The organism is Pseudomonas sp. P179, assembly GCF_000478485.2.
Classification (GTDB): Bacteria; Pseudomonadota; Gammaproteobacteria; order Pseudomonadales; family Pseudomonadaceae; genus Pseudomonas; species Pseudomonas aeruginosa.
The window spans coordinates 733360-759105 of record NZ_KI517354.1 but is presented as its reverse complement, the minus strand read 5'-3'; the positions used below and the strand labels follow the sequence as shown (position 1 = coordinate 759105).

Below are 25746 nucleotides of genomic sequence, written 5' to 3'. Positions count from 1 at the left end.
TCCATGGCGCTGACCAAGAAACAGCGCCTGTTCGTCGACGAGTACCTACTTGACCTCAACGCGACGCAGGCCGCGATTCGGGCCGGCTACAGCACCCGGCGCGCGACGGAGATTGGCTATCAACTGCTCCAGCGGCCGGAGGTCGCCCAGGCCATCCAGGCCGCCATGGCCGAGCGCTCGAAGCGCACCGAGGTCGAGGCCGACTATGTGATCCGGCGGCTCCGCGAGATCGACGAGATGGACGTGCTCGACATCCTCGAGGACGACGGTTCGTTCCGGTCGATCCGCGATTGGCCCCGGGCCTGGCGCCAGTTCCTGTCCGGCATCGAGATCGCCGAGTTGTTCGAGGGCCGCGGTGACGACCGCCGCATCGCTGGCGTGCTCCGCAAGGTCAAGTGGCCGGACAAGCTCCGCAACCTGGAGCTGCTGAGCCGTCATGTCGGCACCGAGTCGGCTGCGCTGGACCTTGAGTTGAAGCGACTGGACGTGGCGAAGAAGCGCGCCGAGCTGAAGCTGCTGGAGAACCCTGAGGAAGAAGCGCCGCCAACCAGCGTCGCGGTGACAATCATCGATGCGAGGGTGCGCGATGCCGACGCTGAATAGGCCCCAGGCGAAGTTCCTGGCGCTTCCGCACAAGTTCTGCGGCTTCGTGGCCGGGTTCGGCTCCGGCAAGACCTGGGTCGGCTGCTCAGGCCTCGCCCAGCACGCTTGGGAGTGGCCGCGCATCAACGCCGGCTACTTCGCGCCGACCTACGCCCAGATCCGCGACATCTTCTACCCAACGATGGAGGAGGTGGCTTTCGACTGGGGGCTGCGGACCAGGATCAACCAGGCGAACCACGAGGTTCACCTCTACAGCGGCAGCGCCTACCGCACGACGATCATCTGTCGCTCCATGGAGAAGCCGCAGACCATCGTTGGCTTCAAGGTCGGCCGATCCTTGGTGGACGAGCTCGACGTACTGTCGCTGATCAAGGCCCAGCAGGCCTGGCGCAAGATCATCGCGAGGATGCGGTACAAGGTGGACGGCCTGCGCAACCGCGTCGACGTCACCACCACCCCGGAAGGCTTCAAGTTCGTCTTCCAGCAGTTCGTGAAGCAGTTGCGCGAGAAGCCGCACCTGCAGGACCTGTATGGCCTGGTCCAGGCCAGCACCTACGACAACGAGGCGAACCTGCCGGACGACTACATCGATTCCTTGATGGAGTCGTACCCGCCGCAACTGATCGCGGCGTACCTGCGCGGCCAGTTCGTCAACCTGACGTCGGGCACCATCTACACCGCCTACGACCGCGCGCTCAACGCCTCGCAGGAGACGGTTCAGCCAGGCGAGCCGATATACGTGGGTATGGACTTCAACGTCGGCAAGATGGCCGCCGTCGTGCATGTGAAGCGCCTGGGCCTGCCGCACGCGGTCGACGAGATCGTCAACGGGTACGACACCCCGGACATGATCCGCCAGATCAAGGAGCGGTTCTGGCTGTACGCCGACGGCGAATATCGCCCTACACGTCAGATCAGGATCTACCCCGACGCCTCCGGCGACTCTCGCAAGTCCGTCCGGGCCAGCGAGACCGATATCGCGCTGCTCAAGCAGGCCGGCTTCGTCGTCTCGGCGCCCGCCGCCAACCCGCCGGTCAAGGACCGGATCAACTCCATGAACGCCATGTTCTGCAACGCCAAGGGCGAGCGGCGGTATCGGGTCAACCCCGACCGGTGCCCTACCTATGCCGACGCCCTCGAGCAGCAGGTGTGGGGCACCAACGGTGAGCCGGACAAGTCCGCCGACATCGACCACCCCAACGATGCGGCGGGCTACTTCATTCACAAGGAATTCCCGGTCGAGCGACCTGCGGCCGTTGTTACCACCCTGAGGTTCTGACCATGAGCGATTCCGTTTGCCAGTGCTGCGCCGCTGTCGAGGAGATGCGCGAGCACTGGAAGCTGGTCGATTGCATCAAGGGCGGCACCTCGGCCATGCGCGAAGCGGGGGAGGCGTATCTGCCCAAGCGGCAGCTCGAGACGAGGGAGGACTATGAAGCGCGGCTGAAGCTGGCGACGCTGCACCCCGCGTTCGAGGAAACGGTCGGCGCCATGGTGGGGCGGGTGTTTGCGAAGCCGGTCGTGATCGGTGATGACGTGCCGCAGGAGATCGCCGACCTGCTGACCGACGTGGATACGGAGGGACGTGATCTGCAGGTGTTCGCCCAGGACTGGTTCCGCGGCGGGCTGGAGTATGGCCTGAAGTTCGCCCTGGTCGAGATACCGCAACGGCCAGAGGATCTGCCGAACACACGGCAAGCCGAGCAACAGGCAGGCTTCAGGCCCTATGGGGTGCTGATCGAGCCTGGCCAGGTGCTGGGATGGAAGACCGGAAAGGTTGCTGGTGTCGACAGCCTGACCCAGTTCCGTTTCCGGACGTGCCGGGTGGAGGAGGTGGACGAGTTCACCGACGAATCCGTTGAGCAGATCCGCGTGATCGAGCCCCACCGGCATCGAGTGTTCGAGGAGGGAAAGGACGGGTGGGAGATGGTGTCGGACACGCCGAACACGCTCGGCTTCATCCCCTTGGTGCCGTATTACACCGCGCGTACCGGGTTCCTCACGGCGAAGCCACCGCTGCTCGAACTCGCCCACCTGGTGGCGAAGCACTGGTGGCTCCAGTCCTCCCTGGACAGTCTGGTTGATGTCGCCTGCGTGCCGATCCTGGTGATGACTGGCGTCGACTCCGGCGACGAACTGGCCATCGGTGCGCGCTCCGCTGTGAAGTTGCCTCGGGAAGCCGACATGAAGTACGTCGAGCACACCGGCGCCGCCATCAAGACCGCGCGGGAACAGCTTGACTCACTGCAAGAGGAGATGAGACAGGCCGGTGCGAAGTTGGTGGAGAAGTCCACCCAGGTCATGACGGCGAAGCAGTCTGGCGAGGAATCGGCGAAGGAGACCAGCAAACTGGCAATGATGTGCCAGGGCCTGCAGGACAGCCTAGTGCTGTTCCTGTCGTACTTCTCCCTCGCACTGAACAACCGCGCCGAGGGCGGCACCGTGCAGCTCCAGCCGAATCTCGACCCGGATTACGCTCCGGCCGAGACCATGGGCGTGCTACAGCGTATGCGTGATGGCGGCTCGTTGTCAGACCAGACCCTGTTCAACGAGGCCCAGCGCCGCGGCATGCTTGCCGAGGACCTGGACTGGGAGTCGGAGCAGGAGCGGATCCGCAACCAGGAGCCTGCGATATGACTCGCTTGGAGGTGCTGCTGGCGGAGCTGTATACCGACCATGGTATCGATCTGATCAGGACCACGGCGGGTATGTCGAAGGAAGTCGAGGAGAAGATCACCGAACTCGCCGAGGAGTTGGTGAAGCTGCTGCGGGGCCGCCGGTTGCCGCTGAAGAACGTCAAGGAGGTCAACGCGATCCTCGACGAGGCGGCTAAGGCAATCAAGGCGCAGTACACCGAGATCGCTGCAGCGCATGATGCCAATCTGCGGCAACTCGCGGTCATCGAAGGAGGCTTCGCGTCGAGCTCAGTCAACAGCCTGGTGAGCCGGCCAATCATGCTCGGCGTCGGCAAGAACCGACTCAGCGCTGTGGTTGCGAATACGCTCATCGAGGGGGCGCCGACCAAGCAATGGTGGCTCAAGCAGGCTGCGGATGTGTCGTTCCGGTTCGCTGGTGTGGTGCGCAATGGCTTCGTGAACGGCGAGACCACGGAACAGATGGTCACCCAGATCGTCGGTCGCCGGGCTCGGGGCGACCAACCGCCGGTGAAGGGCTTCATGGATGTCAGCAAGCGCGCGGCTCGGACCTTGGTCCACAACAGCGCCCAAGCGGTGGCCAATGGCGCCAGGATGGAGGTTTACAAGGCCAATTCTGGCGAGAATGGCCCGGTGAAAGGGTATCGCCAGCTCAGCACCCTGGACTCGCACACCACTGAAATCTGCATGGTCTACGACCAGAAGACTTGGGATCTGCAGTTCAGGCCTGTGGGGCACTCGTTGCCGTACAAGCAAGGTTGCCCGCGGCACTGGGGGTGTCGCAGTACCACTCTGCCTTGGCTCAAGACGATGCGTGAGCTAGGTATCGACGTCGACGAGGTGAAGAGTACCCGGGCGTCGATGGACGGCCAGGTGCCGGCCAGTCTGAACTTCGAGACATGGCTCAAGGGTAAGTCGAAGGCCTTCCAGGACGAGAAGCTGGGGCCCGGCCGCGCCGACCTCTGGCGCCGAGGCGTCATCACCTTGAGCGACCTGTTGGAACAGCGGGGCAACCCGCTGAGCCTGGCGCAACTCAAGTCGCTGTACGCGCCCGACTGATCTGATCACCAATTCGTGTAGGCCCCGGCAATGTCCGGGGCTTTTTTATGCCTGCGTTTCGGATGGAGCGGGGCGCCTTCCGGGCCGGATGGCCCATCGCAATGGCCGGATGGCCGGAGAAAGACGAGATGAAACTGAAGACTGTCGAAGTCGATGGCAAGCAATACGCCGAGGTCCAGGATGGCAAGCCGGTTTACGTGGAGGATGACGGCAAGGAGATCGCTTTCGATGCGGTTGGTACCCGAGCCACCATCACCCGCTTGAACGGAGAGGCCAAGCAGCACCGCGAGCGGGCGGAGAAGGCCGAGAAGATCGCAAAAGACTTCGAAGGCATCGAGGACCCGGCCGCAGCGCGTAAAGCCCTGGAAACCGTCGCCAACCTCGACGCGAAGAAGCTGGTGGATGCCGGCGAGATCGAGAAGGTGAAGGCTGAAATCGGCAAGGCCTACGACACCAAGCTGACCGAGGCCACTACGCGCGCGGAGCAGTTGGAGCAGCAGCTCTACGCCGAGAAGATCGGCGGCAGCTTCTCCCGCTCGAAGTTCGTGGCCGACCGCCTGGCTGTTCCGGCCGACATGGTGCAGTCCGTGTTCGGTAAGCACCTGAAGATCGAGGACGGCAATGTCGTGGCCTACGACGCCCACGGCAACAAGCTGTACAGCAAGGCCCGTCCCGGCGAGGCCGCCGACTTCGATGAAGCGCTGGAGATTCTCGTCGACCAGTACCCCTACCGCGACCAGATCCTGAAGGGCTCTGGCCACTCCGGCGGCGGAACGCCCCCGGGCGGCAAGCCCTCCGGCAGCACGGCCAAGTCGCTCGCCGACTGCAAGACAGAGGCCGAGAAGGTCGCCTACCTCGAAACGATCAAGTAAGGAGGCCACATGGCTTTCGATCTCGCTGTATTCAACAAGCAGACCTACACGGCTCTGACCGAAACCGTCGCCCAGGCGATCGACAAATTCAACCAGGCATCCGCCGGCACCATCGTTCTGCAGAACGCGCCGGCGCAGGGCGACTTCGACATCAAGGCCAGCTTCAAGCTGATCGCCAATCTGGTGCGCCGCCGCAACGTCTACGGCAACGGCGACGTGGCTGCGACTCGTCTGACGCAGTTGCTCAACGCCGCGGTGAAGGTCGCCGCCGGCACGCCACCGATCGAGTATGAGGCAGCCCAGTACAACTGGGTGTTGCAGAACCCGGCGTTGGCGGCCCTGACCATCGGTGAGCAACTGGGTAAAGCACGGGTCGCGGATATGCTGAACACCGCCATCCGCGGCGCGGTGGCTGCAATCAGCGGTCACTCCGACGCGACCCATGGCAGCGCCACCGAGACCGCAACCTTCCGCACCCTGAACAAGGCGGCGTTCAAGTTCGGTGACCGCGCCAACGCCATCGCGGCCTGGGTGTTCCATTCCAGCGTGGTCAGCGATCTCTACGACAACGCTCTTGCGAACGCCGAGAATCTGTTCACCTACGACGGCGTGAACGTGATGCGCGACCCGTTCGGCCGCCTGTTCGTGGTGACCGACGCCGACTCGCTGATCGTGCCGGCCGGCGCTGATCCCGAGGCCAACCCAGCTTCGTTCCGCTCGTTGGGCCTGGTGCAGAGCTCGGTGCTGGTGACCGGCAACAACGACTTCGACGCCGTTCTGAACCGTACTACCGGCAAGGAGAACCTGGGTTCGGTCTACCAGGCCGAATGGAGCTACAACCTGGGCGTGCTCGGTTACACCTGGAAGACCGGTACGGGCGGCGCTTCGCCGAACGATACCGCGATCGGCACCGCGGCGAACTGGGAGCGCACCGCCACCAGCGTCAAAGATACCGCCGGCGTTCTGGTGCTGAGCAAGTAGCCGCAGAGGGGCCGCCAGGCCCCCTTTTCATGAGGTGGACAATGACCAAGAAGATTCTGTGGTTCGTAGCTGGCCCGGCGACCTCGGACCAGATGGAGTTCGCCCAGCGCAATGGGCTGACGATTCGGGATCCGCTCGCCTATCGCCAGGGTGACTTCCTCGAACAGGCCGATGCGGTGGCTGGCGAGGTGCCGCGGGCATACTCGGTGGCCTACGACCTGATCGAACTGCAAACCAGCGGTGCTGCGAAGGCTTCGGGCGGCCAGGACGGCGAGCCGACCCTCGACGAAATCAAGGCTGACCTGAAGACCCTCGGCGTCGCGTTCGATGGGCGTGCAGGCAAGGCTGCGTTGGCGAAACTGCTCGCCGAGGCGAAGGCGGCCCAGGAGCCCTCGCAGTTGAACGACGAGCAGGTGCTGGCGCGTCTCGTTGAACGGGGTGTCGAGGTGCCGGAAGGCGCCACGTCCGATTCGCTGCGCGAGCTCCTGAAGGCGACCGAGGAGAAAGCCAATGGCGGTGGTGACTGAGGGTGACAGCGCCAACAGTTACGTCTCCGTCGACCAGGCTACCGAGTATCACGCTCAGCGCGGCAATGCTGCCTGGGCGTCGGCCTCCAATGACAGCCGCTCCTCGGCACTGATCAGGGCGACCGACTACATCGACCGCAGCTATCAATTCCGAGGCTCGAAGGTCGACCCGGACCAGCCGTTGGAGTTTCCACGCACCGGCCTGGCCTGGCCGAACCGGAAACTGCAGGCCGCAACTTGCGAACTGGCCCTGCTGGCCCTCGACGGGCCGCTGGACACGGTACAGCAGGCCTCCGCTGTGAAATCCGAGACGGTGGGGCCCCTCACCACGGTCTACGCCGATCCGGTGAACCAGGGGCAGCCGCGCTACGTTGCAGTGGATCGGCTTGTGGAGGCGCTGACAGTCGGCGGCGGCATGTTCAACGTCAGGGTGTCGAGGATGAGCTGATGGCTGATATCTACGACCGTTCCCGGGCGATGGCCATTCGTATGCTGGCACCGCGGAGTAAGGGCGGTAGGGGGCTTGAACTACGCCTGACCAAGTTCGAGCAGGGCGAGTACGACCCGGCGACCGGTGGAAGTCCAACCATAGAGCGCCGCTTCGATGGTTCCGGCATGCGCCAGGACTACGATGTGCGGGTTATCGATGGCTCGCTGATCCAACAGGGTGATGTCGAGATCATCATGTCACCAGTGCAGCTCGGGGGGCAGGACATGCCGGCGCCGAGGAACGGCGACCGTATCGAGTTCGACGGCGAGGCCTTCAAGGTGGTGACTGCGAAAGCCTGGAACTACGCCGGACTGGACATCGGCTTCGTCGCGCAGGCGAGGAGGTAGCGCATGGCCCGTGGCTCTCGCATGCGTCAACGCTACTCAGGGCGCCAGGGCAGCTTCGCTGCAGCGGTGGCGCAGTTCCGCGACCAAGCCTTGGCTGCCGGCAATGCGATCTACCAGCGGATCATGTTGGACCTGTCCGTCAAGGTGATCGAGAAATCTCCAGTCGGTGACCCGGAGCGGTGGGCCGCGAACGTCGCCTACCGCCAGCGAGCGAGTGCTGCGGCGGACCGCTACGACGAGAACGTTGCGATTCGCAACACCCTGATCAACCTGAATCCGAGCAACTTCACCAGGAACGGGAAGCTACGTCGAGGCGTGAAGCACGCGAAGCCGCTGACCAAGGCGGAGCGTGACCAGAACTTCGACGTCAACGGGATGGTGGTCGGGCGCGGGTATGTTGGCGGGCGCTTTCGGGCCAACTGGCAGTTCAGCATTGGCACGGCCGCGCAGGGGGAGATTGATGACGTCGACCCGACTGGCAGCAAGGCAATTTCTGCAGTGACCGCTGGGGTCCAGCCGCTGAAGCTCGGTGATACCGCCTACCTGGTGAACAACCTGCCGTATGCGGTACCGCTGGAGTACGGGCACTCCAGCCAGGCGCCGGCTGGCATGGTCCGGGTGACCATCGCCGAATTCCAGCAGATTGTGGAGGCCGCCGTCAGGGCGAACCAGGTATGAGTCACGAGATCATTCAGCAACTGTTCGAGGCTCGCCTGGACGTCTGGGCGAAGGCCAAGGGGATCCCGGTCGCGTACCCGAATGTGACGTTCGAACCGACGTCGGGTGCCATATATCTACGCTGCTTCACGCTGCCCGCTGGCACGACCAGTAGCGACTTGGGCGGCTACCACCGGGGCTTCACCGGTGTGTTCCAGATCAGCATCGTGGTCCCAGGCGGGCAGGGCACCGGCGTTGCCGCAGACATCATCGCCGAGTTAGGTCAGCAGTTCCCTCTCTACAGCGAGTTGTCTCGCCCCGGTTTCTCCGTGCAGGTGGTGAGCCCACCAGCGCCGGGACCCTGGATATCGGGGGACATCGCCGATACTAAACCAGTCTCCATCGGCTATCGCGCCGACATCTTCTGATCGCCCGCATGGGCACACCAGCACCCGCCATGAGCGGGTTTTTTCATTTCCACACGAGGAAAACTCCATGTCCGCAAGCCTCCCCAACGGCGCGCTGCTGGCCATTGCTGCCACCTACGGCCCGGCTATTCCGATTACCGCTGTCTCCAACGCCAGGCCAGCGGTTGCTACCGCAGATGCTCACGGCCTGCTGGTCGGTGACGTCGTGTCGCTGGTGTCCGGCTGGACTGGCCTGAACGGCCGAGCCGTCAAGGTCGCAGTTTCCACCGAGGACACCTTCTCCCTGGGCAATATCGATACCACCGATGTGATCCGCTACCCGGCCGGCGGCGGTATCGGCTCGGCGAAGAAGGTCCTCGCCTGGCAGCAGATCCAGCAGGTGATGAACCCGACTACCTCCGGCGGCGAGCAGCAGTTCGTCCAGTACCAGTACCTCGAGGACGATGACCAGCGCCAGTTGCCTACCTTCCGCAACGCGCAGTCGTTCTCGATGCCGATCGCCGACGACCCCAACTTGCCGCAGTGGGCGGTGATTGAGGCGGCGGACCAGAGTAAAGCGCTGCAGGTGATCCGCCTGACGCTGCGCAACGGATCGGAGGTTTTCTACAACGGCTACGTCTCGGTCAGCGACACCCCGACCCTGAACGTCAACGAAATCATGACCCGGACCCTGACCATCGCTCTCGATGGCCGCCCGGTTCGCTACAACCCGGCCCCCTAAGGAGCTGTCATGGCGAAGAAGTTCAGCATCGCGCAGGCACCCACCTTCGAATCCAGTGTGGAAATTCCCCGCCTCGGCGGGGAGTCCATCCAGGTGCCATTCACCTTCAAGTACCTGGATCGTGAAGCGTTGGCCGACCTCTACAGCAGTTGGGGAGAGCGGTTCAAGCGCTTGGTCGAGGAGACTCGCGAGCAGTCTCTGGAAGCGTTCACCACGGCTCAGATCGACCTCCAGGTCGAGCAGGTACAAGCCGTTGTGGCCGGGTGGGGGTTCGACGAGGCGTTCACCGAGGCCAACGTCCGGCTGCTGGTGTCCTCCCTAGTCAGCGTGCCCGAGGCCATCCTCGAGGCTTACCAGAGCGCCTACAGCAGAGGGCGCTTGGGAAACTGAAGCGCGCCGCACAGGAACTCTATCGGCCTGTAGCCAGCCCCCAGGAGCTGGCGCAGTTCGGATTGTCGCCGGATGACTTCGACGAAAGCGACGAGCAGATGGAACTCTGGCCCTGCAACTGGACGGCCTTCATCGTCTTCGAGGCGATGAGTACCCAGTGGCGGGCCGGCATGTGTGGCGCAACAGGCCTGGACTACACCGCTTTGCCGGTGGTGATGCAGATGTGCGGCGTAGCCGCTGGTGAGCAAGCCGCGGTGTTCGCGGATATCCGGGTAATGGAAGACGCCGCTCTGCGGACCTTCCGCGAGCAGAGGGAGTCGGGATGAGCAATTTCGCCGAACTGGGCATCAAGGTCGATTCGAGCCCGGCCGCCTTGGCGGCCGAGGACCTCGACAAGCTGGTCGACTCCGCCGATCAGGCCGAACAGGCGATCGACAACCTGTCCGACGCCAGCAAGGGCCTCGAGCAGGCCACCAAGGGAGTGTCGCGCGCGGAGGAGGACGCTGCCCGCAGTGTCGACAAGGCGGCCGGTGCGCGTGAACGCCAGGCTGCTGCCAGCCGGAAGGTATACGACAGTGCCGCTGGCGAGATATCCATCATCAGCCAGTTGGAACGGGCGCTCTCCGGCAACGTCGCCAACATCGACGATCTGATTCGCGCCGAGAGCTTGCTCGAGCGGGCGCGCAAGGCCGGCCTGACCACGCTGCAGGACGAAGCGCAGTATCAGGATCGCCTGGGTGCGGCCTATGACCGGTTGCAGAAAGCGGAAACCAAGGAGGCCGCCGAGAAGCAGCGCCTGGTCGCGGCGCAGAACCGTCAGATCGAAGCGATGCAACGCACGGTCAACAGCATCGATCCGGTGACCGCCGCGTTGGCCAGGCTTGAGAAGCAGGAAGCCGCGTTGCGTGGGCTGCGCGCCGCCGGCGGGCTGGATGACGCCGGATTGGCCGCAGGCCTGGAGAAGATCGCGGCGAAGCGGCGGGACATCGAAGGGACCGGCGGCGCGATCAACAAGCTCGGGCTGACCAGCAAGGAAGCGCGCGAGAACGTGCTGCAGTTGGGTAACGCCCTCTCCACCGGTAACTGGCGGGTCGCCGCCCACAACATCGCCGAGATCGGTGTGAACGCCGGCGGCGCCGCTCGCGGTGTTATCGGCGTCCTGGCCCCGATTGGGCTGCTGGCAGCGGCGATCGGTGGTGTGACTGCGGCGGCGTACCTGGGAAGCAAGGAACAGGGCGAATACAACAAGGCGCTGATCATGACCGGCAACTACGCTGGTACCAGTGCCTCTGGACTGGGCGAAATGGCGCGCCAAGTCAGCAATACGGTTGGCACGACCGGAGCTGCTGCCGAAGTGCTGGCCACCCTGGCGGGCAAGGGAGACTTGGCCAGCGAAAGCTTCGTTGCCATCACTCAGGCCGCGCTCTCGATGGAGGAGGCAACTGGCCGCGCGGTAGCGGATACCGTCGCCGAGTTCGTGAGGCTGGGAGAGGACCCTGTGAAGGCCTCGAAGGCCCTGAACGAGCAGTACAACTACCTCACCGCATCCGTCTACTCGCAGATCAAGGCGCTGGAGGAGCAGGGGGATCACGCCGGCGCGGTGAAGCTGGCGACTGAGGCCTACGCTGACGCAATCAACCAGCGGACCCCGAAGATTCTGGAGAACCTGGGTTGGATTGAGCGTGCTTGGGATGGAGTCGCACGTGCTGCGAAGCGCGCGTGGGATGATGCCAAGAGCATTGGTCGCCAGGACATCGACTCCCAGATCGCCGACGTGGAGCGGCGCCTTGCCCAGCTCGATCAAGGTGGTTTCGGCCTGGTCGGCAACCGCGACGAGAGTCGGAACCGCCTGCGCGAAGAGCTCGACATGCTCCGCGAGCGGAAGAAGGCGATGGAGGACGATGCCAGAACCGCCGGCGAGCGCGCTCGGGCTGAACAGGCCGCCCAGAATGCTATTGACCGGATCGACGCTCGTTCCAGGGAGGCGCTGACCAACCAGCAGAAGCGCGCCAAGGAGTTGGAGCAGTACAAGAAGGATCTACAGGCGATCCGCGAGGTGAACCCGAACGATGACCGCCTGCAGCAGGCGACCATCGATCGCGAGATCGCCAACATCAACGCCAAGTACAAGGACCAGAAGGGCTCCGCCGGTTCGGTGGACCTACGCGCGGCCAATGCCGCGAAGAACAGCTTGGCCGAGATCACCGCGACCTACCGTAACGCGCAAAAGGAATTGGAGGCATCCCAACGCGCAGGCGTGATCAGCGCGGAAAGCTACGCGCAGCAGCGGATCTCGATCATCCAGCAGGAGCGGGATGAGGTCACCCATGCCTACGAGCGTGAAATCGCAGCGCTGGAGGCTGCCAGGGCGAAGCAAGGAACGTCGGCAGCCCAGCGAATCCAACTCGACCAGAAGATCGCCGACGCCAGGTCGGCCATGGTCAAGGCGCAGAAGGACGCGGACACGGAATTGGCTATTCTGGCTGCGAACGAGGATGGCAGGCTCGCCCGGCAGAAGGCCGCCACTAAGGCCTATGTCGATCAATTGGAGCGGCAGCGGGCTGCGCTTGCGGCAGCCGGGACTCGAGCGGCGAACTCCCTTGGGCTTGGTGATCGCCAGGCTGGGCTTCAGAGTAGTCTGGATGGCGCAACGGACCGCTTCAATGACGAGCGCGCCAAACTGCTGGACCGCCGCCGCACAGCGCCGGACAAGTACTCGCAGGAAGACTACAAACGTGACTTGGTGATCTTGGCGGAAGCCGAAGACAAGTACCGGGATACGGTGATCTCGAACTACGACAAGATAACCAAGGCCCAAGGGGATTGGCGCAGCGGTGCTTCCTCTGCCTTCCAGACCTATCTGGAGAGTGCTCGGGACGTGGCGGGTCAAACCAAGAGCCTGTTCACCAGCGCGTTCAGCAGCATGGAGGACTCAATCGCCAACTTCGCCACGACCGGCAAGTTGTCGTTCTCCGACTTCGCCAAGAGCATCCTGGCCGACATGGCGCGGATTGCAACGCGCGCCGCTGCCTCGCAGGCCCTTTCGTCCCTCTTCGGCGGATTCTTCGGCGATGGAAACGCTGCCGCGCAGTCTGGTGTCGACAACCTGGTGAGCAACAGCGGGCTGTTCGCCAACGGTGGTGCGTTCGCCGGCGGCGTGCAGATGTTCGCCACTGGCGGGGCCTTCACCAACAGCGTGGTCAGCACGCCAACTGCGTTCGGCATGAGCGGCGGCCGTATGGGTGTGATGGGCGAAGCGGGGCCAGAGGCCGTGATGCCGCTGACCAGAACCTCGTCCGGGGCCCTCGGTGTGCGCGCTATGGGCGGCAGTAGCTCGCAGATCAACGTCGAGGTGAACATTGCCTCGGATGGTTCGGCCAACGTCTCCAGCAGCCAGCCTGGCCTGGACCAGTTCGGTCGCGACATCGGGACGTTCGTCGAGCAGAAGTACCGACAACTCCTGGCGCGTGATCTGCGGCGTGACGGTGCGATCGGCCGCGCCATCAACGGGTAGGGCACATGGCAATCGAAACCTTCACCTGGGCCACCGAGAGCGGTGGCGAGGGCGACATCACCTTCGCCACCAGGTCTGCGCAATTCGGTGACGGCTACAAGCAGTTGGTGAGCGAAGGCCTGAACAGCAAGTCCCAGAGCTGGCCGGTTTCCATCACCGGGCCGGCGGCGACCATCAAGGCCGCGATGGACTTCCTGGACCGCCACGCTGGAGCGCGGGCGTTCCTCTGGACGCCGCCCCTGGGCGGCCTGGGCTTCTACACCTGTGCGGGCTACCGGCCCGTCAACCTCGGCGGCCGGGTCTACCGGCTGACCGCGACCTTTGAACAGGCATTCCATCCATGACACTGATCACCGATATCCAGAAGCTGGAGCCCGGCGGCGAGGTCGTGCTGTTCGAACTTGACGGCAGCGACTTCGGCGCCGACGTGGTCCGGTTCCATGGACACGCTATACCGCATAGTCCCCAAGAACTGGCCGCCGCCGGCGCCAACGCCGACCAATTACCGGCGAAACCGATCTGGTGGCAGGGACATGAATACGCGGCCTGGCCGGTGCAGATCGAGGGCATTGAGGCGAACAGCGATGGTACTGCGGCGCGGCCGAGCTTCACCGCCGGCAACGTCAATGGCCGGATTACGGCGCTCTGCCTGGCGTTCGAGGACCTGCTCCAGTTCCGCCTCACCATCCGGACGACGCTGGCGAAGTATCTGGACGCGGCGAACTTCCCTGGCGGCAATCCCGACGCTGATCCCTCCCAGGAGATCGTCGAGATCTGGTACTTGGACCAGAAAACCAACGAGGACGGCCAGTACGTCGCTTGGGAACTGGCCTCGCCAGGCGACGTTGGCGGCGAGCAGGTCGGCCGGCAGATGACCACCCTGTGCCACTGGGCGATGACGGGCGGGTACCGCGGGCCCGACTGCGGCTACACCGGCCCGTACTTCGACATCGACGGCAACCCCACCGATGACCCAGCCCGGGACGAGTGTGATGGCTGCCTGGGCACCGGTTGCATCCCGCGCTTCGGTGAAGGCAACCAACTGCCCTTCGGCGGCTTCCCTGCCGTCTCGATCATCGCCAGGAGCTGACCATGCTCAAGCACATCCTGTCTGCCGTGCAGAAGCACGCTGCGGCAGAGTATCCGCGCGAGTGCTGCGGACTGATCATCCGTTCTGGCCGGAGCCAGCGATACGTTCCCTGCGAAAACACCGCTGCCGACGCCGGCGAGGAGTTCCGCATCGCGCCGGAGGCGTATGCAGAGGCAGAGGACCAGGGAGAGATCGTCGCCGTGGTGCATAGCCACCCCGATGCCACCAGCCGACCGAGTGCCGCAGATGTCGCGATGTGCAACGCCTCGGGCCTGACTTGGCACATCCTGAGCTGGCCGGAGGGCGACCTGCGTACCATCGAGCCCGTCGATCAGGTGCCGCTGCTCGGGCGCGCGTTCGTGCATGGGGTGCAGGACTGCTGGCAGGTCTGCGCCGACTGGTACCAGAGGGAGTGGGGCATCGAGTTCCCGCACTTCGAGCGTGCCGATGGCTGGTGGGAGCGGGCAGACGGTCCAAGCCTCTACGAACAGCGGTTCGAGGCTGCTGGCTTCATCCGGGTGGACCGGCCGCAGCGCGGCGACATGATCGTGATGGCGGTGGGGCGCACCGCGCACCCGAACCACGCTGGGATCTACCTGGCGGACGACCCATCACTACCTGGCGAGGATGCGCAACACTTCGGCGCCGGGCCGTTCCTGTTGCACCACCTGTATGGGAAACCCTCAGAAATCATCGTGTTCGGCGGGCCGTGGCTTGAACGGGCGCGACTGGTATTGCGTCATCGAGAAGCGAAAACCAACTGAAGCGGCGCTGCCGCTGGAGGAATCAATGGTTCAAGTCTATGAACTCCGCATCAGCTATCTCGCAGGGAATGCGGAGATCGCTGTGCTGAAGGGAAGCCAAGAAGTGGGTGTTGAGCGATTCTCTGGGAAGGTTTGTGGCGGCCCCGGCTATCGCCGGATGGTTCATGGCGAGGTAGGGCTTACCGCGGAGTTGAAGAGCGGGGAGTGCTCCTTCGACTTCAGGCTGTCTGGGCCGAAGGATGCACGTATCACGCTGACGGTGGAGTGAGTCCGCCGACAAAGTTGTCAGTGCCCACCTCGTGCGAGCCGTATTCGACGGCGAAGCCTTCGCCGAGCAGTACCGCCTCGGCGTCCGCTGCTTCCTTGGACGCATAAATATCCATGAATCTCCAAGGCGCGCTTTGGACAACCGCCCAGCCTAGAACCCAGCCGGGATTGTCCGGGTCTTTAGGCAGGTTGTGGACGAGACTTCTAATGGTCATGCGATCTCCATGGTCAGGTGAATACCTTCCAGTGTCTTACGGCAGGGCACGCAGTACGTGTCCTATCTCATAGTCGCCCAGGTTCACCACCCAGCTTCCTTCCAATGGAGCTAGGTAGCCGAGCCTGGTGCCGTCAGGGGCAAAGAGCGCAGAGTCAATAATGCTGAAGGGTGGCTGTCCAGGGACTGTCGTTTGTCCAATGCCATCCACGATGTAACCAAGCACCTCCGTCGAGGCTCTGCTCTTGAAGATTGCCCACTTCCCAGTTAGATACGACTTTTCGGCCATAAAATGCTCCTTGTAGCTGTGGCAGATATCTATTGCGGCCTCGCGTTCTGTTTTGACGAGGCTGTTTAAGATTACGGGACCTGAGTTGGTGGTGGCACTGTGATTCTATCCAGTCTTGAAACGACTGAGGTAGACCCAGAGGTACGGCCGGATGCGTCTGGTACTGCGGCGCCGAGAACGCTCCTTGACTACCTCAGGCCAACAACCTGCTGGGTTCTGGCGCTGGAGCGGTGATGGTAGAGTCCCATCAATAGCTATGGAGGGGGTATGAAGGGGATATTCGTCATGACTTGCTTTGCTGTCGCCCTTGTAGGCTGCAGCAAAGAGCGTGAAGTTCGGAATGCGGTCTCCGAAAAGTTGAAGGATCCGCAATTCCAAATTTCAGAATGAACGTGAGGTTCGGAAGGGTCTATATTGCGGAGAAGTAAACGCCAAGAACTCTTTCGGAGGATATACCGGTTTTCAGCCTTATATTGTGGTCAATCGCGAAGAGCGCGGCCTTGACGCCATGGTTGGAGATATTGATCCTTGGGTAGTTGAAGGTGCATGTCAACCAAGTAAGCTGCCCAAAGGCGTTATTGCGTTTATGCCAATAAAGCCCGATGTCCCTAACCCTAGTGCATCTACCCCATACTGGGTTACAAGAGTTTCAGTTGCAGGTAGGTCGGAATGGTTGCTGAGTAATCTGGAGAAATTTCATTACCCGGTTTTCACCGAGAAAAGTGGTGATGGAGTCTTGAGGATTTTCGTTGGGCCATGGAAGAAAAGAGAAAGTGCTGAAGCTCAGCTTGCTATGCTTAGAGTAGAAATGGGTGTCGATGGATTTGTCATGATGTATAAGAACTAGCTCTTGAACCGTGTTGAACTTCTGAAAACCGCCTCCGGGCGGTTTTTTATTACCTGGAGAAACACATGACCACCGCAGCGCACCACACTCCGATGACCACCATCAAACTCTACGGCGCGCTCCGGCAGTTCGGTCGGGAGTACCGTATGCTCGTCGGGTCGACTGCTGAAGCGATCAAGGCCTTGTGCGTGCAGATTCCAGGCCTCGAGCGCTTCCTCGCCAATGCCCACCTGCGAGGTCTGGAGTTCGCTGTATTCCGTGGGAAACGGAACATTTCCGAAGATGAGCTGCAGTTCGGGGGCGCCGAGGAAATTCGCATTGCTCCGGTCATGCGTGGCCGGAAGCGTGGCGGGTTGGTGCAGACGATTGTGGGCGTTGCCCTTATCGTGGCGGCGACCATCATGGCCGGCCCAGGTGGTTTCGCCGCTGCCGGTGGTCTGACGGGGGCTATGGGGACAGCCGGTGTGGCGATGGCGATCGGCGGCGTCATCCAAATGCTCAGCCCCCAAGCCCAGGGCCTGAAGCAGAGCGCGGCTCCGGAGAACCTTCCCAGCTACGCCTTCGGTAGCGCCAGAAACACCACCGCCAGCGGGAACCCGGTGCCGATCTGCTATGGAAAGCGCCGCTGGGGCGGGGCGATTATTTCTGCGTCGATTTATTCGGAAGACAAAATTTAATTAGGAATGCTTTCTTGCTTGTTTAGAGAGTATCTGTAAGAGAATTTTTTGCCATATATAGAGCTGAAGTCTATTTGGTAGTCGAAACTTGTGTTTGGCGGCTGTAATGTTGTGAATATAAGCCTTGAGGTCGTGCACTCTTTGTTATCGTGGATATCTACAAGGACGATTTCCTCCCCTGTTTTTAGTGAGTCGTTGGGGCGAGGCATTCCGGCAATTGCGCAGTATGGGGATACTCCTTGTTTAGCTAGTGCGTGTAGAATGTTTCCATCTATCTCCTTGCCATTCTCGTAGAATGTTACTTTGTCTATATATGCTGGCCCTAGACCGTTATTAAATATTATCATTTTGTAATCATCTTTAAGGGATAGGTATGAGTTTACTCTTGGTTCGACGCTTATGTAGTTGTGTTCCTTAAGGGTATAGGCTTGATATGCGCTTAGGGTTACGGCAGTTATTGAAGTGATCAGGGCGCACCACTCAATCCAATGTGATCGTGAGGCCTTCTCTTGGTTGCTCATGATTTTCATTCCTTGAAAGTGAATTTGAATTTCCAATTTATATAGATAAACCCGCTAAGTGAATTTCTACTAGCACTTTAGATAGCCCGCTTATGTGCGGGCTATTTCATGCCCGGAGGAAAGCATGGGCGCAGAACACCAGCACCTGGCCGGCCGCAAGGGCGGCAGTAGCAAGCCGAAACAGCCGGTCGAGGCACCCGACAGCCTGCGCTCGGTCGCGATGGCCAAGATTCTGCTCGCCGTGGGCGAGGGCGAGTTCGCCGGCGTTCCGAGCGAGCGCGACATCTACCTCGACAACACCCCGCTGATGGATCCGAGCGGTAACCTGAATTTCCCCAACGTTAAGTGGGAGTGGCGCGCGGGGTCGGTGGACCAGGACTACATCCCGGGCATCCCTGCCGTTGAGAACGAAACCAGTGTCAACGTCGAGTTGCGCAGCGATACGCCCTGGGTGCGCTCGCTGAGCAATACCCAGCTTTCCGCAGTGCGCCTGCGCTTCGCCTGGCCAGCGCTCCAGCAGCAGGACACCAACGGCAACATCGGCGGGTACCGGATCGAATATGCCGTAGATCTGGCCACCGACGGCGGTGCCTATCAGGAGGTGCTGCGCGAGGCCGTCGATGGCAAGACCACCACCCGCTACGAGCGTTCCCGCCGGATCGACCTGCCGGCGGCCACCAATGGCTGGCAGGTGCGCGTCCGCCGCCTGACGCCGAACCAGAACAACAACCGCATCGCCGACACCATGCTGATCGCCGGCTACACCGAGGTGATCGACGCGAAGCTGCGCTACCCGAACACGGCCCTGCTGTACGTCGAGTTCAGCGCAGAGCAGTTCAGCAACATTCCGGCTGTCACAGTCCACTGCCGCGGGCGGAAGGTCCAAGTGCCGAGCAATTACGATCCGGAGACCCGGGCCTACCTCGGCATCTGGGACGGCACGATGAAACAGGCCTGGACCGACAACCCGGTCTGGCACACCTACGACATCGTGACCAACGATCGTTTCGGTGTGGGTAAACGCATCAAGGCCTGGATGGTCGATCGCTGGGAGATGTACCGGATTTCCCAGTACTGCGACCAGTTGGTGCCGGATGGGAAGGGTGGCCAGGAGCCGCGACACACCTGCAACCTGAACCTGCAAAGCCGCGCCGGGGCCTGGGAGCTGCTGCGCGACCTCACCGCTATCTACCGTGGTATGGCGTACTGGGCCCAGGGCCAACTGAAGATCCAGGCGGATATCCCGCGCGCCACCGACGTCGATTTCGCCTACACCAGGGCCAATGTCATCGACGGCCGCTTCAGCTACGGCTCGGCCAGTGAGCGCACTCGCTACAGCCGTGCCTTGGTCAGCTACGACAATCCGGCGAACAACTACGACACCGACGTGGCTGTGGCCACCGATAAGCGCCTGCAGCGGCGTTACGGCGACAACCCGGTCGAGGTGGCAGCCATTGGCTGCACCCGCGAGAGTGAGGCCCAGCGGCGCGGAAAATGGGCGATCCTAACCAACAGCCAGGATCGCACGGTAACGTTCCGTACCGGTATGGACGGGGCGATTCCGCTGCCGGGATGGGTGATTCCGGTGGCTGACGCGCTGCTGGCTGGACGGGAGATTGGGGGGCGGGTTTCTGCGGTTGCTGGCCGAGTGATCACCTTGGATCGCGATACCCAGGCAAAGGCTGGCGACCGGCTGCTCCTGAACCTGCCCAGCGGTAAGGCTGAGGCGCGAACCGTGCAGTCGGTTGCCGGGCGCGCGGTGACCGTGACGACAGCCTACAGCGAGACCCCGCTACCGGAACTGGTCTGGACCCTCGATGCCGACGACCTGGCGGTGCCGCTCTACCGTGTGATGAAAGTCAGCCAGCCGGAGCGGGGTGTCTTCGAGATCACTGCGCTGCAGTACGAGCCCGGGAAGTTCTCAGCGATCGACACTGGCGCCAAGTTGGAGAGCCGGCCGATCAGCGTTATCCCGATCACCACCGTGGCGCCGCCGGCGAGCGTCACGCTGACCTCGCACTACCAGTTCGATCAGGGGTTGGCGGTCAGCACGATGACCATCGCCTGGCCCCCCGTGGAAGGGGCTGTCGCCTACGACGTCGAGTGGAAGAAGGACAGCGGCAACTGGATCCGCCTGCCGCGTGCCGGCACCACCAGCGTCGATGTGACCGGCATCTACGCAGGAGGCTATCTGGCGCGGGTGCGCGCGGTGTCGGCGTTCGACATCACGTCGGTCTGGAAGAGCTCGATCCTGACCCAGCTCAGCGGTAAGACCGGCGCGCCACCGGCGCTGGCGTTCCTGCGTACCACCAGCGGACCGTGGAAGATCGGCCTGGAGTGGGCATTCCCGGCCAGTGGCGCGGCGGACACCGCCTACACCGAGATCCAACAGTCGGTTACCCCGGGCGGCAGCGAACAGAACGCAACTGCCCTGGGCTTGTTCGCATACCCGACCGACACCCACACGCTGACCTCGCTGGCGGCCGGCGCTCGCCTGGCCTTCCGCGGGCGGCTGATCGACCGGACCGGCAACGTCGGCCCCTGGTCGGCCTGGGTCGACGGTATAAGCTCGACGGATGCGAGCGAGTACAACGAGCTGATCACCAAGGAGTACGTCGAGTCCGCGCTGGGCGAGCAGTTCTTCGCCGACATCGATCAGATGCAGGTCGATATCACTGGCCTGCAGGACCAGATCGACAATCTGACCGATGTGCTGGCCTACGACCCGACGAAGACCTACGCGAAGAACGATATCGTGCGGGTCGGCAGCCGGCTGTATCAAGCGAAGCAGGCGGTGCCGCTCAACGCCTCGCCGCCGAACGCGACCTACTGGGCCGACATCGGACAGTCGATCGAGACGGCCAACGGCCTGGCCCAGCAGGTGGCCACCAACACCGCGGATATCACCGAGCTCGACGGTAAGGTCGAAGCGGCGGCTTCGAGCCTGGATGTTCTGCAGGCTGTCGCCCGCCGGGAGCCGGCGACCGGAGAGAAGGCCGATGCGCTGAAGGGCTGGGACACCATTGCTCGAGCCGCCACCGAAGTCACCGTGCGGGCGAACGAGGATGAAGCGCAGGCGAAGCGGACGAGCTTGCTTGAAGCGCGTACCGGGACCGCGGAGGGCAGGATCGCCACCGTGGAGTCGGTCGTTGCGTCGAACAATGCCGTGACCGTCCAGCGGCTGGACCAGCTATCCGGCCAGGTTGCGAGCAACGCCTCGGCCATCAGCACCGAACAGACCGTCCGCGCCAACGCGGACAGCGCCCTGGGGCAGCGGGTGGATACCGTCAGTGCGCGCACCGATACCAACGAGGCGAACATCCAGACCACATCTCAAGCGGTTACCTCGCTGGATGGCAACGTCAAGGCGCTCTACAGCGTGAAGCTCCAGGCGCATGCCAACGGGCAGAAGTATGCGGCGGGATGGCAGCTGGGCTTCGACAGCGGTACGAGCGTGACGACCATGGCGTTCCAGGCTGATCGCTTCCTCTGGTTCAACAGTTCCAGCGGGCAGACCGTGGCGCCGGTCTCGATCGTCGGCGGCCAGATGTTCATCAACAACGCGATGATCCAGGACGGCTCGATCACCAACGCGAAGATCGGCAACGTGATTCAGTCGACCGCCCTCGGTGCCAACGGTGAGCCGCTGTGGAAGTTGGATAAGGGCGGCGCGTTCACAATGAACAGCGCAACGTCGGGAGGGTTTATGCGCCAGACTGCAGAGGCAATAAAAGTGTATGACGGAAACTTGGTACTTCGAGTCCAGATCGGGAATCTTGATGTATGAGTTACGGAATGAGAACACGTTCAGCCGGCGGCTCAATACTCTTTGACAGCAATAATTACTCATTGAGGATGGTCTATCGTCGGGACTTGGGGAACATCCCCCAGGGGCTTTCAGTTACGGTCCCTGGGTTCGACGGTTCTAAAGGTGTCATGTTTGTCGTCTGCAATACGCCGGACTCTAGGTCTTGGATTCCTAGACATACCATTAGCGGCTCGACTATTACGTTTGGTTGGTCCGGCGATGTAACAGTGAATTACACTCTGTATGCGGTGATGTTCTCATGAGTTTCGGTGCGAAGTTTGTTGGGAATGCCGGTCAGGTGATAATCGATCAGGACCACCCTTGTCTGCATCTGGTTGCGTCTGGTACCTACCCAGCCACTAATGCCCAGATCATCAACGTCTCGTACCCATCTCCGGTGCAGAGCCCGTTCCCGCCGTTTGTTTTCTTTTGCCCTAATGGTTCGCATCACATAACGATGTTCCAACATGCTGGTTCGTCTGGGAACTGGACGGGTTTCAGCTTCTACGTGAAGGTGTTTCAAGACACAAGCGGTGTCGTACTGGGAGGGAAGTGGAAGGCATGCGCGGTGTTCATGCCGAAAACTGGCGGATGGGGGATGCAAATATTTGACAATCAGTCAAGAGTGGTATTTGACAGTAATAGGGATCTTGTTCGGTTCATAAGTGGTACCCAGCTGCTGAATTATTACGGAACGAATGGCAATTATCTTGGGTACTACACGTTGCATTCATGGTCAGCGCCGTGGCCGCATGGGACCGATGGGTATTTTCTGGTTAGTCATTTCAATGTACAGGCGCAACCGCCCCAAGGTGATACTGGAGAGTGCTCCATTGGGTTTGTTACTTCGGCCCGAAACACTGTCGTAGCAACTGTTCAAGTCGGCGGACCTGGGCAAGACGCAATACGAACACCTTTCCCATGGCCTCTTCTGGCCATTGCATAGCAGGAGAACTCTATGGCGTGGTACTCAACCGGAACCGTGGCGGTGACCGCAAATAGCCCGACCGTTACCGGTACCGGCACACAGTTCTCGTCCAATGCCCGAGTCGGCGACGCATTTCGCGGACCCGATGGACGTTGGTACGAGGTCACAAACGTCGCCAGTTCGACGGTCATCTCGATCAAGCCCAACTACCAGGGCAGCACGGCCAGCGGCCAGGCCTATGCGGTGGCGCCGATCCTGGGCTACGACAAGGACCTGTCGGATCGATTCAACCTGATCGCCAGCCAGTGGGGGGCAACCCTGGCGGGGATTAAGCCCTGGGCGCTCTCTGCAAATGCGGCGGCAGCGCGGGGGGATCTCGGCCTCGGCAGTGCGGCTGTCCGCGAAGCGCTCGGTAGTTCGGGCGCGCTGTATTCGCGAGACAGCATCCTCGGCGCCGTTTCGCAGTCGAGCGGCGTACCGACCGGTGCGGTGATTGATCGCGGGAGTAACGCGAACGGGGAGTATGTGCGGTTCGCGGATGGGACGCAGATTTGTTGGACGAACACTCTCACCTTCACCGCTGGGGTCACGTCGGTCGGTGCGAACTGGTCGTACCCGGCGAGCTTTAGTTCCTCGTACCCCATCGCTGGGGCTGTCTCCGCTTCTGGTGCTGGTGGAGACTATGACTCTGGCGTGTCGGCGAGAAACCAGGGAGCGACCTACTTCAATCCATCCGCGGGTACGGCTGGGGTGGGGTTCTTCTGCATATCGTCGGCATCATTCACATCAGGCGCTCAGACTAGGAATAACAGGGTCGTCGCCATCGGGAGGTGGTTCTGATGATCATCAAGTTGTCACCGTACGCACCACTGCCAGGCAGCGACGAGCGCCTGTCACTGAGCAGAGATGGCGATGTGCTCATCGTGAATGGCCAGGCGTTCGACTTCACTCCGCTCCCGGACGGCGGTGAACTGCCGGCCGAGGCTATCGGGTCGAAGTGGTTTGCTGGTCCCGCAGTGCGACGTGCCGGCCGGCTGGAGCTGAGTCTGCGGTTCCCGCTGGCCGATGATGCCAGTGCCGCTGCTCGCTTCCCTGAACCGCTGCTGATCGATGCCGATGGACCTGTGGAGTTACCGCGATGATCGACTGGAGCAAGGTAAAGACCGCCGAACAGCAGGCGCAAGAGCGCAGGCAGGCTGAGTACGATGCCGCAGCCGTGGCGCGAGCAAATGCCTACCGCCTGGAGAGTGACCCGCTCAAGACCGAGGCTGAATTCGCTGCGATCAAGGCCGGTACCGAGCCGGACTACAGCGCCTGGGTCGCCAAGGTCGAGGAGATCAAGGCCAGGTATCCGCTGCCGGAGACGGGCGGCGTGTAGGAATCAGGGAGATATAGAATATTATCGGCGCATATGCGGTAATTGAATATGCGCCGATTTTTTTACTGCTGATGGAAATTTGCTGACTGGTTGCGTCTTAAGAAATCTTCAAGGTTTGCAGTATTTCTGATAACTGATACTTCCTTGATTTCTATGTCTCTGTCCCTTTCGTTAGGTTTTGTATAGAACCTAAGCATAATTTTAGCTATGTGGCCTTCTAGCTCTGAGCCTTTATCAAATCCAAGCTTGTTGAAGATTACTATATTGTCTTTTCCTGACTTTATTACGGGGTAGTAGCTGCTTGCCCGTTTTTCGTTTGCGCCATCAAGAACAATTCCTAGCTGAGAGTCCTCAGTTGTATGTATTACCATGCCAATCATTTCTGACTCTGATAGATCTCGGTTTACATCAAACATGACTCTTCCCTCACCGGGCTTTGCGGTATCACCTTTCTCTGTGGTGATGTGTATAATTCCTTCTTGAAGACTTGAGGCTTGCATAGATGGTAATGGTGTGAATTTTACAAAATCTTCAACTGGTGATTTGATCGTTTTGAACTTACTTTGAGTGTACATGGCGATATCCATGCTGCTTTTCACGGATACTGAGCACTTTTTCGGAACTTTATTGACTGGAAGTCGTAATATCATCCGTTCATGAATTGGTTTGGTGCTGTAGGCGTCTTTGTTGGTTTGGCTTACGGTTTTGTTTCCAACAGTACAGCTTACTGTAACCGGGTAAGTATCTGTCCAGTAAGCATTTGGCGCCCCCATCATTGAGAACTGTATTTCAAGTCCTTTTTTTGTTTCGATTAAGTATAGAGGATATGCTTTTTGAAATGCCGCGATTCTGCGCTGTTCCGGGTCTTTATAAGCGTTGTCTCTGGTTATTGCATGCAGCGCTCTGAACTGTGCGGTTTCTAATATGTTATAGTGTGTTGGGTTTATAACCTTTGGGACAAGCTGGTACCAAGTCCAACTTCCTGTCGAGTTATAGAACTCCGGGAGTCTGTCAAGCGTACCCTTGCGCGCGCATTGGTATGCTTCGTTTAGGGCTTTATCACCAGATGCTTCTGCTAGCATATAGAGCGCCTGAAGCCCCCAAAGGTGGCCATTTAGCACATGGTACTCTTTATCCCTAGTTATCCCATTCCAGGAGTATTCTGAAATCCAGCAGGAGTCACCATCTCTCCAAAGAGATCCGCCTTCGGTTGGCTGTCGAATCATGAGTTTCGCGCTTTTCAATGCGGCTTCTCGATAGCGCTCTTCACCAGTGGCTTGCCACCCTGCAAACAGTGTCATTGGTCCGAAGAAGCCATCCATTCCTGACCACCAAGGCGCCTTGATGCCTCGGTCATAGTCAAAGCCATAGAACCATCGAGTCCCATCTGCCTCTCTAGTTGCTGGCTGATATTCATCAAGCATGAAGTCCAGTACTCTCTTTGCACTGGTCAGACTTTTTTCTTCCCCGGTTTTTTCGTGCTCCACAAGAAGTCTGAACGCTAAGAAGAATGGTCGAAGCGGATCTTTTTTGGCCGCCGTTTTTTGAAGACCTGCTTCATCGTATGAGACAGGATCCATCCAAGACCACTGGAATGGCGCTAGCTCTACCGCTGATCTCGCGGCAAGAGACTTTTGAGGGTGTTCAGCGGCGTGCAGGGAGGCTGATAGGAGCAGAAAAGCAATTAACGAGGCGGAGCGTTTCATTGGCTTGCATTCAT

At 61.1% G+C, this 25746-nt stretch carries 28 protein-coding genes; 25 read left to right on the top strand and 3 right to left on the bottom strand.

Annotation, left to right across the window (positions count from 1 at the left end):
- Positions 1-3 precede the first annotated feature (3 nt).
- The 19 genes from HMPREF1224_RS16085 to HMPREF1224_RS16000 all read left to right on the top strand — a co-directional run bounded on the left by HMPREF1224_RS16085 (position 4) and on the right by HMPREF1224_RS16000 (position 15365).
- A complete protein-coding gene (locus HMPREF1224_RS16085) occupies positions 4-603 on the top strand; it encodes a terminase small subunit (RefSeq protein ID WP_010793138.1) in 600 nt (199 codons plus the stop codon).
- Positions 587-1882, top strand: a complete 1296-nt coding sequence (locus HMPREF1224_RS16080; protein WP_010793137.1) for a terminase large subunit domain-containing protein — start codon at positions 587-589, stop codon at positions 1880-1882. The genes HMPREF1224_RS16085 and HMPREF1224_RS16080 overlap by 17 nt, the downstream gene beginning before the upstream one ends.
- 2 nt (positions 1883-1884) lie before the next feature.
- A complete protein-coding gene (locus HMPREF1224_RS16075) occupies positions 1885-3240 on the top strand; it encodes a DUF4055 domain-containing protein (protein WP_010793136.1) in 1356 nt (451 codons plus the stop codon).
- Positions 3237-4316: a structural protein gene (locus HMPREF1224_RS16070; RefSeq protein WP_010793135.1), complete on the top strand. Its 1080-nt coding sequence runs from the start codon at positions 3237-3239 to the stop codon at positions 4314-4316. The genes HMPREF1224_RS16075 and HMPREF1224_RS16070 overlap by 4 nt, the downstream gene beginning before the upstream one ends.
- Positions 4317-4444: 128 nt before the next feature.
- A complete protein-coding gene (locus HMPREF1224_RS16065) occupies positions 4445-5188 on the top strand; it encodes a DUF6651 domain-containing protein (protein ID WP_003103389.1) in 744 nt (247 codons plus the stop codon).
- 9 nt (positions 5189-5197) lie between these two features.
- The gene (locus HMPREF1224_RS16060) at positions 5198-6169 is read left to right on the top strand and encodes a major capsid protein (RefSeq protein ID WP_010793134.1); all 972 of its coding nucleotides are present in this window, start codon (positions 5198-5200) and stop codon (positions 6167-6169) included.
- 41 nt (positions 6170-6210) lie between these two features.
- Positions 6211-6696 (top strand): hypothetical protein, encoded by a 486-nt coding sequence (locus HMPREF1224_RS16055; protein WP_010793133.1) that lies wholly within the window; start codon positions 6211-6213, stop codon positions 6694-6696.
- Entirely contained in the window at positions 6680-7144 is a 465-nt protein-coding gene (locus HMPREF1224_RS16050; protein ID WP_010793132.1) for a DnaT-like ssDNA-binding protein, read from the top strand. The genes HMPREF1224_RS16055 and HMPREF1224_RS16050 overlap by 17 nt, the downstream gene beginning before the upstream one ends.
- On the top strand, positions 7144-7533 hold the full coding sequence (locus HMPREF1224_RS16045) for a hypothetical protein (RefSeq protein ID WP_003103397.1): 390 nt from the start codon (positions 7144-7146) through the stop codon (positions 7531-7533). The genes HMPREF1224_RS16050 and HMPREF1224_RS16045 overlap by 1 nt, the downstream gene beginning before the upstream one ends.
- 3 nt (positions 7534-7536) lie before the next feature.
- A complete protein-coding gene (locus HMPREF1224_RS16040) occupies positions 7537-8211 on the top strand; it encodes a hypothetical protein (RefSeq protein WP_010793131.1) in 675 nt (224 codons plus the stop codon).
- Positions 8208-8618: a phage tail terminator-like protein gene (locus HMPREF1224_RS16035; RefSeq protein ID WP_010793130.1), complete on the top strand. Its 411-nt coding sequence runs from the start codon at positions 8208-8210 to the stop codon at positions 8616-8618. The genes HMPREF1224_RS16040 and HMPREF1224_RS16035 overlap by 4 nt, the downstream gene beginning before the upstream one ends.
- A gap of 67 nt (positions 8619-8685) precedes the next feature.
- A complete protein-coding gene (locus HMPREF1224_RS16030; protein WP_010793129.1) occupies positions 8686-9339 on the top strand; it encodes a phage tail protein in 654 nt (217 codons plus the stop codon).
- Between the two features lie 9 nt (positions 9340-9348).
- The gene (locus HMPREF1224_RS16025) at positions 9349-9729 is read left to right on the top strand and encodes a phage tail assembly chaperone (RefSeq protein ID WP_010793128.1); all 381 of its coding nucleotides are present in this window, start codon (positions 9349-9351) and stop codon (positions 9727-9729) included.
- 62 nt (positions 9730-9791) lie between these two features.
- Positions 9792-10055, top strand: coding sequence for a DUF1799 domain-containing protein (locus HMPREF1224_RS0111935; protein WP_012075338.1), 264 nt, complete (start codon positions 9792-9794; stop codon positions 10053-10055).
- Positions 10052-13243 (top strand): phage tail tape measure protein, encoded by a 3192-nt coding sequence (locus HMPREF1224_RS16020; RefSeq protein WP_010793127.1) that lies wholly within the window; start codon positions 10052-10054, stop codon positions 13241-13243. Before HMPREF1224_RS0111935 ends, HMPREF1224_RS16020 begins: the two co-directional genes overlap by 4 nt.
- 5 nt (positions 13244-13248) lie before the next feature.
- Complete coding sequence (locus HMPREF1224_RS16015; protein ID WP_003160550.1) at positions 13249-13587, top strand: phage tail protein; 339 nt, start codon at positions 13249-13251, stop codon at positions 13585-13587.
- On the top strand, positions 13584-14333 hold the full coding sequence (locus HMPREF1224_RS16010) for a phage minor tail protein L (protein ID WP_003160549.1): 750 nt from the start codon (positions 13584-13586) through the stop codon (positions 14331-14333). The genes HMPREF1224_RS16015 and HMPREF1224_RS16010 overlap by 4 nt, the downstream gene beginning before the upstream one ends.
- A 2-nt stretch (positions 14334-14335) precedes the next feature.
- Positions 14336-15097: a C40 family peptidase gene (locus HMPREF1224_RS16005; protein ID WP_010793126.1), complete on the top strand. Its 762-nt coding sequence runs from the start codon at positions 14336-14338 to the stop codon at positions 15095-15097.
- A 25-nt stretch (positions 15098-15122) separates the two neighbouring features.
- Positions 15123-15365 (top strand): hypothetical protein, encoded by a 243-nt coding sequence (locus HMPREF1224_RS16000; protein WP_010793125.1) that lies wholly within the window; start codon positions 15123-15125, stop codon positions 15363-15365.
- Here the strand turns inward: HMPREF1224_RS16000 and HMPREF1224_RS15995 are convergent.
- Entirely contained in the window at positions 15346-15579 is a 234-nt protein-coding gene (locus tag HMPREF1224_RS15995; RefSeq protein WP_010793124.1) for a hypothetical protein, read from the bottom strand. The genes HMPREF1224_RS16000 and HMPREF1224_RS15995 overlap by 20 nt on opposite strands.
- A gap of 796 nt (positions 15580-16375) precedes the next feature.
- Between HMPREF1224_RS15995 and HMPREF1224_RS46165 the strand changes: the two genes are divergently transcribed.
- Both HMPREF1224_RS46165 and HMPREF1224_RS15985 read left to right on the top strand, forming a co-directional pair.
- Positions 16376-16714 carry an SPOR domain-containing protein gene (locus tag HMPREF1224_RS46165; RefSeq protein WP_139273656.1) on the top strand — a complete coding sequence of 113 codons (339 nt, stop codon included), beginning with the start codon at positions 16376-16378 and terminating at the stop codon, positions 16712-16714.
- A gap of 65 nt (positions 16715-16779) precedes the next feature.
- Positions 16780-17391: a tail assembly protein gene (locus tag HMPREF1224_RS15985; protein WP_010793123.1), complete on the top strand. Its 612-nt coding sequence runs from the start codon at positions 16780-16782 to the stop codon at positions 17389-17391.
- Here HMPREF1224_RS15985 and HMPREF1224_RS45290 read toward each other — a convergent pair.
- Positions 17388-17912: a hypothetical protein gene (locus tag HMPREF1224_RS45290; protein ID WP_128706894.1), complete on the bottom strand. Its 525-nt coding sequence runs from the start codon at positions 17910-17912 to the stop codon at positions 17388-17390. The two genes, HMPREF1224_RS15985 and HMPREF1224_RS45290, sit on opposite strands and share 4 nt — an antisense overlap.
- A gap of 124 nt (positions 17913-18036) precedes the next feature.
- Between HMPREF1224_RS45290 and HMPREF1224_RS15980 the strand changes: the two genes are divergently transcribed.
- The 4 genes from HMPREF1224_RS15980 (at position 18037) to HMPREF1224_RS15965 (ending at position 24026) form a co-directional block, all read left to right on the top strand.
- On the top strand, positions 18037-21699 hold the full coding sequence (locus HMPREF1224_RS15980; RefSeq protein ID WP_010793122.1) for a TipJ family phage tail tip protein: 3663 nt from the start codon (positions 18037-18039) through the stop codon (positions 21697-21699).
- Between the two features lie 979 nt (positions 21700-22678).
- Positions 22679-23488: a hypothetical protein gene (locus HMPREF1224_RS15975; protein ID WP_010793120.1), complete on the top strand. Its 810-nt coding sequence runs from the start codon at positions 22679-22681 to the stop codon at positions 23486-23488.
- Positions 23488-23790: a hypothetical protein gene (locus HMPREF1224_RS15970; RefSeq protein ID WP_010793119.1), complete on the top strand. Its 303-nt coding sequence runs from the start codon at positions 23488-23490 to the stop codon at positions 23788-23790. Before HMPREF1224_RS15975 ends, HMPREF1224_RS15970 begins: the two co-directional genes overlap by 1 nt.
- Positions 23787-24026, top strand: coding sequence for a hypothetical protein (locus HMPREF1224_RS15965; protein ID WP_010793118.1), 240 nt, complete (start codon positions 23787-23789; stop codon positions 24024-24026). Before HMPREF1224_RS15970 ends, HMPREF1224_RS15965 begins: the two co-directional genes overlap by 4 nt.
- Positions 24027-24088: 62 nt before the next feature.
- On the opposite strand, the gene HMPREF1224_RS44040 is transcribed toward HMPREF1224_RS15965, so the two are convergent.
- Entirely contained in the window at positions 24089-25732 is a 1644-nt protein-coding gene (locus HMPREF1224_RS44040) for a D-glucuronyl C5-epimerase family protein (protein ID WP_157787407.1), read from the bottom strand.
- Positions 25733-25746 lie beyond the last annotated feature (14 nt).